The following is a 9610-nucleotide window of genomic DNA, read 5'->3' as shown; positions in this document are numbered from 1 at the left end:
CTCGCGTGAAGGGGATCAATATGCGCAGCCATCGGCTCGACGCTCTTGCGTGACAACGGCATTACCAAGCCCGAACAGTAGCCCTTGAGGCCGGCATGGCGATCGGCGTGCCCCAACGCCTGCGCCAGATGATTCAGATACGCGTCAAATTCGTCGACGTCTTCTCTCATCACGGTCGCCCGAAGTCTGTATTATTCAATACTACCAGGTATCGCTTTGATGCAAACATTTTTTTATGACACAGTGAGATTAGAAGGTCGGTGGGGTATTGACCCACAAAACTCGCGTTGTCACATCTGTGTCGTTGACGTAACGATGACCGAGTTCGGAATCGAAATAGAACGAATCTCCGGTCTCGACCACATGGGTGGAATCCTCGACGAGCAACTTGAGTCTGCCTTCAAGAACGAAGCCAAACTCCTGGCCCTTGTGCGAGATCTTTTCGTCGCTGCCGCCTTTAGGCGCAATGACATGAATGCTGGCTTGAAGCAGAAATTCCGGCCCCGATGGAACGAGCATTTCGAGCGTCACCCGGTTGCCGGTGCGTCGGTGGCCAGTCGGTAGGATACCTCGCTGATCCTTCCGGACAATGTAGACGTTGGAGTCCCCCTTCTCGGCCGAAGCAAACAGGGCGCTTATGTTGATTCCCAATACCTGAACGATTCGGTGCAAGGTCGCGAACGAGGGCTGAGATACGTCATTTTCGACTTTCGACAGATAGCCTTCGGTCACGCCGGCTTTGCTGGCGACTTCCTTCAGGCTCATGCCCATGAGCATGCGGGTGTGTTTCAACCGGACGCCAACCTTGACCGGCATCTCGTCACTCATGGCGCTCTCCTGAAGTTCGCTCTCATCTCGGGTTCGTCTCACGCGGTCAGTCGTTCCGACTCTGCGTTGGAGGTAAGGGGGGCGGATCGCAGACCTGTCCCTTGGCGCTCAAAAACGTTCCTCCGCGACAGACGTATTCCCCATATGAAAGATTCTGTCCCAAGAGAAACGGAAAGTCTAGACTACTTGCAGGGCGCGACACAGTTTAAGGCAAGTTAATTTCCTAGTGGGAATTTATATTTCCTTCGCATAGTATCCCAAAAACGGATAGCAGAAACTTCGAGTCGATTTCCTACGGGCTGACTATGCAAGAAACCTCTGATGAATTGCGAAACTGGCGCGTGCGGATACTGGCGCTTGCCGCCAAGGCTGAAGCCGTGGTCTTCATCGCTGTCGGGGTCCTTTTCGCATATCGGAGTGCGAAAGCGTGGATCGTGGCCGAATTTCTTTCGGCACATCTCCGGTGACATTTGTACGCGCAAGGCCATGGTCCGGTTTGGATTACTCCGACGTATCCGACATATGCGGTGCACGGGAGCGGGTAAACACTCATGTTTTTTTCCCTTAAGGAAAGTATCTTTCCTTAAAAGAAGTACAATTTCCCGTTTACTCACTGCTCCAGGTGAGCCAACGGCGCCGTGCGTGGAAGCGCGCCTCGAGCCAATTTTTCCCGTGAGATCAGCCATATGAACCACAGTCAGATTCGCCAACAGTTTCCCATCTTTGCTCGAGACACCCTCGGAACGATCTTTTTCGACGGCGCGGCCGGGACCCAGGTGACGCAGCGGGTCATCGACAAAATGGCGGACGCCATGATCGATGGCAACGCAAATCTCGGAGGGTACTTCCCGACTTCGGTGAAGGCGATGCGAAAGGTCGCGAACGCGCGTGAGGCCTTCAAGGACTTCTTCAACGCTCGCGACGCGCGCGAGGTGGTTTTCGGGCAGAACATGACAACGCTCACGTTCGCATTCTCGCGAGCGATTACGCGCACGCTCCAGGCTGGCGATGAGATCGTTCTGACGCGGATGGATCACGATGCCAACATTTCTCCGTGGCTGCTTTCCGCCAGGGACCACGGGCTGGTCATTCGGTGGATCGACTTCGATCCGAAGACGTGCGAGTACGACCTTTCGAATCTGGACGAGATCATTACGCCGCGCACCAAGGTGCTGGCGATCAACTACGCCAGCAACATCACCGGCACGATCAACGATATCGCGGCACCTATCCGTCGGGCCAAGGAGGTTGGTGCGCTCGTATACGTTGATGCTGTACAGTACGCGCCCCACGGTGTGATCGATGTTCAGGAACTCGGATGCGATTTCCTCGTGTGCTCGGCTTACAAGTTCTATGGACCGCACATCGGAATCCTCTGGGGTCGCCAGGAGCTACTTGAGCAACTGGAGTTTTACAAGGTGCGGCCGGCAAGCAATGCCGCTCCTGACAAGTTCGAAACGGGCACAAAGTCGCGAGAAACAATCGCTGGCGCACTCGCCGCGATCGAACACTTCGAATGGATCGGAGAGACGTTTGGAGACGCGACGGCGGCGTCGTCGCGTCGCGACAAGATCGTCGCGGGTATGGCGTTCACCAAACATTACGAAGATGAACTTGTGGCGCGCGCGATCGAAGGGTTGAGCGTTTTTAGGGGCTTGACCATTCACGGCATCACCGCCAAGGACCGTCTGGACCGCCGCGTTCCGACGATTTCGTTCAGCGTGGCGGGCGCCGATCCCGCGAAGATCGCACAGAGCCTCGCCGAGGTGAACGTCAACGTTTGGCCTGGACACAGTTACGGGCTCGAGCCGGTCGAGCGTCTCGGCCTCACCAACAAGGGTGGCGTCGTGCGAGTGAGCTTTGCCCAATACAACACCATCGACGAAGTCGAGGTGTTCCTCGATCACATGCGCAGGATCCTTGCGTAATCGTGTGTGCCGGCCGTTGCACACGCGATGGCTGGCGAAAGTTCCACGCAGATATCTAACGGACACCTGTCAAAATGCAGAGCCCCCAATTCTCTCAATCGGCCGAGGACTGGAAAGCACTCGCCGGTCGCATCAAGTTCCCGACGCAGGCATTCATTGACGGCAAGTTCGTCAACGCGATTTCCGGCGAAACGTTCGACTCGGTTAATCCGGCAACAGGAGCCGTTCTGGCCTCGATTGCCTCGTGCGATACCCACGACGTTGACCGCGCCGTCGAAGCCGCTCGCGAGGCCTTCAATCGTGGAGTATGGTCCCGAGTTGCGCCGACAGAACGCAAGCGGGTTCTCCTGCGCTTGAGTCAACTGATTCTGGAGTATCGCGATGAACTCGCGGTGCTGGAATCGCTTGACATGGGCAAACTGGTCGTCGATGCCGCGACTCTCGATGTACCCGGATCGGCAGAAGTTTTCCAGTGGTTCGCCGAGGCTCTTGACAAGGTCTATGACGAGGTCGCTCCGACCGGTGACGGCACACTCGCCACTATCCGTCGCGAGGCGGTTGGGGTGGTTGGCGCCGTGGTGCCCTGGAATTTTCCGCTAAAGATGGCGGCATGGAAATGTGCACCCGCGCTGGCTGCCGGGAACAGCGTCATTCTCAAGCCAGCGGAGCAGTCACCCCTGACGGCGCTGAAGCTCGCCGAGCTGGCCGCCCAGGCTGGCGTGCCTGCGGGCGTGTTCAACGTCCTGCCGGGGTTTGGTCAGACCGCTGGCCGGGCAATCGGATTGCATCCAGACATCGATTGCGTTGCTTTCACGGGTTCGACCGAAGTTGGAAAGCTGTTCCTGGGCTATTCTGGAAACTCGAACATGAAGCAGGTCTGGCTCGAGTGCGGCGGCAAGAGTCCTCTGCTTGTTTTTGAAGATTGCGCCGACGTGAAAGCGGCCGCCCGGGCGACCGCGCAGGGAATCTTCTTCAATCAGGGAGAGGTGTGTTCCGCAACTTCGCGCGTGCTGGTTCAGCGTAGCGTCAAGGCGCAGTTTGTTGCCGCTCTGCTGGAGGCGGCTGATAACTACCGTCCCGGTGATCCTCTGGATCCGGCATCGACGATGGGAGCGATGGTCGACGAAGAGCAGACTCAAAGAGTCTTGCGCTATATCGGCATCGGGAAAAGTCAAAACCGCCTGTTGACGGGTGGGGAGCGCAGCACGGAATCGAACAATGGCTGTTTCTTGTTCCCGACGATCTTTGACGGTGTGAAGCCGTCAGATACTCTCGCCAAGGAGGAGGTATTCGGCCCCGTTCTCGGTCTGATCGAATTCGAGACGGAAGAAGAGGCTATCCGTATTGCGAACGATTCGATCTATGGGCTCGGTGCATCTGTATGGACTGACAATCTGAAGCGGGCCCACCGTGTCGCGGCGCTTCTGCGCGCTGGCACCGTATCCGTGAATGCAGTCGATCAGGTTAGTGTGATGACGCCCTTCGGCGGGTTCAAGCAGTCGGGGATCGGTCGAGATCTGTCGTTGCATGCCTTCGACAAGTACACGGCTCTTAAGACGACGTGGTTCGACCTGAATTCCTGACGAACTGATGTTGCCTCATCTGGGCTTCCATTGTGCCAGATCAGGTAACGACTTGAATCGGACGATTTACGCATGAATTCCCTTCCGAAAATCAATCTGGAGCGGCTCCAGGCAACCATCGACACGATGGCGGGAATCGGCGCCAAGGACAACGGTGGGTGCTGCCGCATCTCCTTGACGGATGAAGACAAGCTCGGTAGGGACCAGTTTGTCACCTGGTGCCGCGAGGCGGGCTGCAGCGTGCATGTGGATGCCTTCGGAAACATTTTCGCGATTCGGGCAGGCAGTCGCCTCGATAGTTCGGTGGTGCTGACGGGCAGTCATCTGGATACACAGCCCAATGGAGGCCGCCTGGATGGAATCTACGGGGTACTTGCCGGACTTGAGGTGATTCGTACGCTCAATGACCACAACATTTGCACTGAGCGGGCAATCGCGGTGGTGAACTGGACGAACGAGGAGGGCGCACGATTCTCCCCTGGGCTGACCGGTTCGAGCGGGTATGCGGGCGACCTCGATCTTTCGTTTGCCCGAGCCATCGTCGCCCCGGATGGCGCACGGTTTGGCGATGAACTGGCCCGAATTGGCTACGCAGGAACGTTTTCGCGTCGTGCACTCGAGCCGATCGCGTATGTCGAACTGCATATAGAGCAAGGGCCGGTTCTGGAGCAATACGAACGCACTATCGGCGTCGTAGAGGGAGTGCAGGGAGTTCGGTGGTATGAAGTTGAATTGCAAGGCAGTGATCGGCACGCGGGGACCACGCCGATGGCAGCCCGACAGGATAGCTTCATGGCACTCGCGCGAATCACGCAGAGTATGCGTCAAGAAGTGCTGTCGATCGACCCAGAAATCCGATTTACCGTCGGGCGTGTTTCTGTGCGGCCGGGTTCGCCGAACACTGTCCCAGGGTTCTCGTCCTTCTCGATCGACCTGCGTCACCAGAGTGCAGGCCTGCTGGATCGAATCGAAAACGTGCTGGCTGCAAAGGCACACGTCATCGGCGTCGAAGAGGGCGTAGAGACGATTATGCGCAGGACGATGGTCGTACCTCCTATCGAATTTGATACCTGCATCGTTGAGACGGTTGCGGCTATAACCCAAAGCGTAGGTTATCCGGCGATGCGAATGACCAGCGGGGCGATGCACGACGCTTGTCGATTGTCAAAGGTAGCGCCGACAGGAATGATCTTTGTGCCTTCCCGATTGGGAATAAGTCATCACGAAGATGAGTGGACCGCACCAGATGACCTCGCGGCGGGCGCAAATGTGCTGCTCCGGACGCTTGTCTCGCTGGCCGATCAAAGTGTGAATCAGCGAGGCGCCACGGCGCCGGAAGACGACGGCAACGTGCCTTCCCAGTCTCTGGGCCGCTGAGTCGTGCGAAACGGACCATCATTTCGTGGAGTATTTAATACGTATTCCTATGTAATATAAAAATGACGGCTAGTGTCGCGAGTTGGAAGTTCGTTTCATAAATCGATTTTGCTGCCAGCAGTGCTGAAGAGCTGCTTGAAGAGACGTTCTGATTCTCGTAAACCGTCGTCAGTGAGTATCACGGATTTCGTTTTGTTGACGGGATCGCCGATGAGGCCGCGCTCATAAAGACGATTGAGGGAATCCCAATCGAAGCCTTTCCAGGCGCGGTTGTGGTCATGCAAGGTCAAATGCAGGAGCGCGAGAACGGCGTCGTCAATCGCAGCTGTATTGATGTCCATGGCGTTCATCCCGAGACTGCTTATACCCGAGCGCAAAGCCGCTCGAGGCTCGCGAGATTTCATCGGCTGACTTGCTCCAGACGAACGGCCGGGGATCCGCGTTATTGACGTCGAGGTAATGCCGGATAGCTTCTCAAGTTGTCGCGTCGATCGATGCGTGCCACGTCGGATGTATTTTTCGGTGAGCGTAGCAAACCAGCGTTCCACCTGATTGAGCCACGATGCCGACGTTGGGGTGAAGTGAACGTGGAAACGCGGGTGGCGAGCGAACCAGTTTTTGATAGAAGGCGTCTTATGCGTGCCGTAGTTATCCATCACCAGATGAACTTCCAGATCGGCGGGCACGTTGGCCTCTATCGTGCGCAGGAACTGCAGGAATTCACTGCTGCGATGGCAACGGTGCAATTCACCGATGACTTCGCCGGTGGCAACGTCCAGCGCGGCAAACAAAGTGGTGGTTCCATGGCGCATGTAGTCGTGCGGGCTCTGGTGCAAATAGGCGTTATGGTCGATTATTTTATAGCGGTAAGGATATCTTATTGAATTGACAGGACCGCATTCCAGACAGCGGGCGCATCGGAATTCTTGAGACCGAGCTTCGCCAGGTTGAACTGGCCTTTGCGAATGCGTTGCATCAACTCGATGCCGGACAACGTGATCGCTGCGCTCCTGAAACGTTTGAAACCGAGCATGGCATTTGTCCGGGACTTGATGTTGCGATGGTCCTGTTCAATCAGATTGTTGAGATATTTCGAGCATCGAACCTTTGTGTCTTCAGGCAGCAGGCCGTCTTCTTTCATCTCACGCACCGCGCGGTGTGAGGCGGCATAGCCGTCCAGCGTGATGGTCTTCGGCGGCTGGCCCTGATGTTTGATTCCTTTGCTGAAAAAGGCTTTGGCCGCCTTCACGTCGCGCTTTGCACGGAGCATGAAGTCCACTGTCTGGCCGGCCCGATCCACCGCCCGGTAGAGATAGACCCACCTGCCGCGGACCTTCAGGTACGTTTCATCGACACGCCACGACTGTCCCGTGGGTGTGCCGAAGCGGTTCCAGCGTTTGACGAACTCCGGCGCATAACGTCGCACCCAGCGCAGGATCGTCGTGTGGGCCAGCGACACACCCCGTTCTGCCATTATCTCCACAAGATCGCGCAGACTGAGCTTGTAACGCAAGTACCAGCGAACACACAGAATGATCACCTCGCGGTCAAAATGACGGCCTGCGAATAGTTCCTCCAGGCTCTTCGGCTTGCTCATCGTCGGTTCTCTATTCGTTCAGCCCGACACTCTAACCGATTCGCCAGCACCATTTGCACCAGAGCCCCAGAGCGTACGTCGAGCCCAGGTAACGTCACGAGGCAAGTGAAAAAGCACCCAGTTCGGACGTACGGGTCAGCAGCGCCTGGTGATTGAGATACAACACGTAATCCGACTTGATGATCTTTTTAACGCTTGGCGCATACCAGTAAGTTTCGGTGAACGGCGCATCGTACAGGCGATCAAGCCGTTTGACGTTCACCCCATGGCTGACTATCTTGTAGGCGTCAAATGAACCAGCGGGTACCTGTACCCGCTCGAATGCAACGATCTCATCGTGGCCGCTGACGTCAATGGTTCCGAGCGTGAAACGCCGGACATGATGAAAGTCCCAGCCCTTTCCCACAGCCATTGGGAAATTCAGGGTTCCATTACTCGGTTCATACGTTGTTCCGTTGCCATCCCGCGTCAGGTTTCCCTGACTGTCGTAGTGGTTTTCCTTTGGGGGGCCGCCGTTCGACGAAGACGACATCGTCGTCTGCGTCTCTGTTACCTCTACCACCGTCACAACCAGAGGGGTCCCGGACCTGGAGTCAGTTCGGCCCCATATGAAGGTCCACGTATCACCGACCTTGTAGCTAGGCGCGCCGGCAGTGGGTGTGCGGGGCGTACTTGCTGGCGCCTGCGCTGTGCAGGGATTTGTCAGGCAGCCGAGCAACAGTGCGGCATGGCACGAATGCCTCGTGAGCAATGAGAGGTATGGCGTCGCGCTGTGGACTTTCACGAGTAGGCTCCTGGCTGCGATTACACACGAAGACCTGGCGTCGTGAGTTCGAAGTACTTTTCATTATTGTTCTTTGCTGCTTGTGCGGACGAAGTGTTGCGTGCGGCAAGCCACGCTGCTGCGGGCCAGCTAGCAATCGCCCAACATGCGTGCGCGGCGTACCTGCGCTCTCCTGGCTGCCTGGCCACGGTAAAATCGGTCGCGCGGAAGGCGCACCGTTCGAAAGGATGTCATGTCGGGCGTGATGTTGCGCACGCGCCAGTGGAGCGGGAAAACAATGACAGCAGCGCCAGTGCGCGCATGTTGCGAAGGTGTACCCGGAATGCAGGGGCAACATGGCCGGTACCTCTCGTCCAGCGCGGATGTTGTGAGCTAACGCGAGAACGAGTGTGGCGATGACGTTCCTCCCCACGCGATCGCGGTGGCCGGAACTGACTTCCGGGCCGACTGTTGTGACACACCCGGCGAAGCCGTGCGTTTGGCCGGTTGCTGGGACTGGCGATGCCGCATATGGAGGTAGCAAGGACAACGCGAACTTGTGCATGACTGCCACCGGATAAACAGGAAAAAAGCGTGACTCAACCTTACTGCATTGACGTGTCCTCGCTGGGCGATACCGTGTGGGTGACCGCGCATGACGGCTCGTGTGTGGGGCGATTCAGCAAGCGCTTCGGGATCGACGTGCATCGGACGGTGACCGAACAGCTGGCCGGTGCGGATCAATGTCTGCACTGCACGCATGAGCGCGCCGGAGAAAGCGAATGGCAGGTTTTTCGCGAAGCCGTGCTTGAACACCACGGAATCGATGTCCCGTTCGACACAATCCGGTTCTAGAAAGTAAAACTGGATGACTACCTTACTGGCATGTTCGTGGTCGCTGTCAGGTGATCAGTTGCGCGATCTTGCGGCCGGGTGTGATCAGGACGCCGCCAGGCGTGCCGCCCCCGCCTGAAATGCAAAAATGATTGAACAAGCGATGCCGCACAGGCGCGGCATGAAGCCTCGCAGGAGCAGAAGCAATGGATGATGAGCTGAAGGCAAGGATTGGCGTTATCGCGGGCAAGCTTGTTCAGGAAGTGATGGCCAGCGGGTTGACGTGGGATGATGCGGCCGCTGCATTGGGTCTGGCCGCGAAAGCCGTCGCACAAGCCGCAGCGGGCGCGGGTCAAGGGCCAGCGTCTGAATGCGTCGCACTCGCACGTCGTCGTTTCGAGGATGCATTCGCGCAGGATGTCCATGTCATTGTTGCGGATAGCAGTGCGCCAGGGAGTGTCTGAATTTTTGTGTGCAAGGCAGATAAAAGCCTGCCGTCTGGCAGGCTCATCAATTGCATTCTACAAATGATTTCTGGTGAAGCGATCCTCGTAGAGGATCGCGAACTGGTTCATCGCGGCTTTCCAGTCATGCGCGGCACGGCTCCAGTCAGCCGTGATATTGCGCAAGGCCAGCCAGAGCAGTTTGGTCGCGGCCTCGTCCGTCGGGAAGTGCCCACGCGTCTTGACGATCTTGCGTA

Annotated in this window: 10 protein-coding genes and 2 pseudogenes; 5 read left to right on the top strand and 7 right to left on the bottom strand. The window is 57.1% G+C overall.

Going from position 1 to position 9610, the window contains the following annotated elements; genetic code table 11:
• The coding region (locus M3I54_RS42530) for a transposase (RefSeq protein WP_254344814.1) at positions 1–170 on the bottom strand (170 nt) is incomplete at its 3' end.
• 79 nt (positions 171–249) lie between these two features.
• Entirely contained in the window at positions 250–828 is a 579-nt protein-coding gene (locus M3I54_RS42525) for a cupin domain-containing protein (protein ID WP_254346254.1), read from the bottom strand.
• Positions 829–1466: 638 nt separating this feature from the next.
• On the opposite strand from M3I54_RS42525, the gene M3I54_RS42520 reads away from it, so the two are divergent.
• From M3I54_RS42520 to M3I54_RS42510, 3 genes are all read left to right on the top strand, one after another.
• Positions 1467–2756 carry a cysteine desulfurase-like protein gene (locus M3I54_RS42520; RefSeq protein WP_254346253.1) on the top strand — a complete coding sequence of 430 codons (1290 nt, stop codon included), beginning with the start codon at positions 1467–1469 and terminating at the stop codon, positions 2754–2756.
• Positions 2757–2830: 74 nt separating this feature from the next.
• Positions 2831–4339 carry an aldehyde dehydrogenase gene (locus M3I54_RS42515; RefSeq protein WP_254346252.1) on the top strand — a complete coding sequence of 503 codons (1509 nt, stop codon included), beginning with the start codon at positions 2831–2833 and terminating at the stop codon, positions 4337–4339.
• A gap of 72 nt (positions 4340–4411) precedes the next feature.
• Positions 4412–5716: a M20 family metallo-hydrolase gene (locus M3I54_RS42510; protein WP_254346251.1), complete on the top strand. Its 1305-nt coding sequence runs from the start codon at positions 4412–4414 to the stop codon at positions 5714–5716.
• 95 nt (positions 5717–5811) lie between these two features.
• On the opposite strand, the gene M3I54_RS42505 is transcribed toward M3I54_RS42510, so the two are convergent.
• The 4 genes and pseudogenes from M3I54_RS42505 to M3I54_RS42490 form a co-directional block, all read right to left on the bottom strand.
• Positions 5812–6057 carry a DUF6429 family protein gene (locus M3I54_RS42505; RefSeq protein WP_254346256.1) on the bottom strand — a complete coding sequence of 82 codons (246 nt, stop codon included), beginning with the start codon at positions 6055–6057 and terminating at the stop codon, positions 5812–5814.
• A 20-nt stretch (positions 6058–6077) separates the two neighbouring features.
• A pseudogene (locus M3I54_RS42500) lies at positions 6078–6537 on the bottom strand (IS630 family transposase); the annotation flags it as partial.
• 56 nt (positions 6538–6593) lie between these two features.
• Entirely contained in the window at positions 6594–7313 is a 720-nt protein-coding gene (locus M3I54_RS42495) for an IS6 family transposase (RefSeq protein ID WP_254346250.1), read from the bottom strand.
• 94 nt (positions 7314–7407) lie between these two features.
• Positions 7408–7845, bottom strand: a complete 438-nt coding sequence (locus tag M3I54_RS42490) for a hypothetical protein (protein WP_254346249.1) — start codon at positions 7843–7845, stop codon at positions 7408–7410.
• An 825-nt stretch (positions 7846–8670) separates the two neighbouring features.
• Between M3I54_RS42490 and M3I54_RS42485 the strand changes: the two genes are divergently transcribed.
• Complete coding sequence (locus M3I54_RS42485) at positions 8671–8931, top strand: hypothetical protein (protein WP_254346248.1); 261 nt, start codon at positions 8671–8673, stop codon at positions 8929–8931.
• Positions 8932–9116: 185 nt separating this feature from the next.
• Positions 9117–9374 carry a hypothetical protein gene (locus M3I54_RS42480; protein ID WP_254346246.1) on the top strand — a complete coding sequence of 86 codons (258 nt, stop codon included), beginning with the start codon at positions 9117–9119 and terminating at the stop codon, positions 9372–9374.
• Positions 9375–9431: 57 nt separating this feature from the next.
• Here M3I54_RS42480 and M3I54_RS42475 read toward each other — a convergent pair.
• Positions 9432–9610 (bottom strand): annotated as a pseudogene (locus tag M3I54_RS42475) (IS256 family transposase); the annotation flags it as partial.

Origin of the sequence: Paraburkholderia sp. CNPSo 3274 (assembly GCF_024206475.1) — a bacterium.
GTDB lineage: Bacteria > Pseudomonadota > Gammaproteobacteria > Burkholderiales > Burkholderiaceae > Paraburkholderia.
Note: the sequence above shows the minus strand (reverse complement) of the source record. Positions and strands in the feature narration are given on the sequence as shown.

Coding starts and splice junctions, on each gene's coding strand:
- M3I54_RS42525 (WP_254346254.1), bottom strand. CDS start 828: ATGAGTGACGAGATGCCGGTCAAGGTTGGCGTCCGGTTGAAACACACC.
- M3I54_RS42515 (WP_254346252.1), top strand. CDS start 2,831: ATGCAGAGCCCCCAATTCTCTCAATCGGCCGAGGACTGGAAAGCACTC.
- M3I54_RS42510 (WP_254346251.1), top strand. CDS start 4,412: ATGAATTCCCTTCCGAAAATCAATCTGGAGCGGCTCCAGGCAACCATC.
- M3I54_RS42505 (WP_254346256.1), bottom strand. CDS start 6,057: ATGGACATCAATACAGCTGCGATTGACGACGCCGTTCTCGCGCTCCTG.
- M3I54_RS42495 (WP_254346250.1), bottom strand. CDS start 7,313: ATGAGCAAGCCGAAGAGCCTGGAGGAACTATTCGCAGGCCGTCATTTT.
- M3I54_RS42490 (WP_254346249.1), bottom strand. CDS start 7,845: ATGTCGTCTTCGTCGAACGGCGGCCCCCCAAAGGAAAACCACTACGAC.
- M3I54_RS42480 (WP_254346246.1), top strand. CDS start 9,117: ATGGATGATGAGCTGAAGGCAAGGATTGGCGTTATCGCGGGCAAGCTT.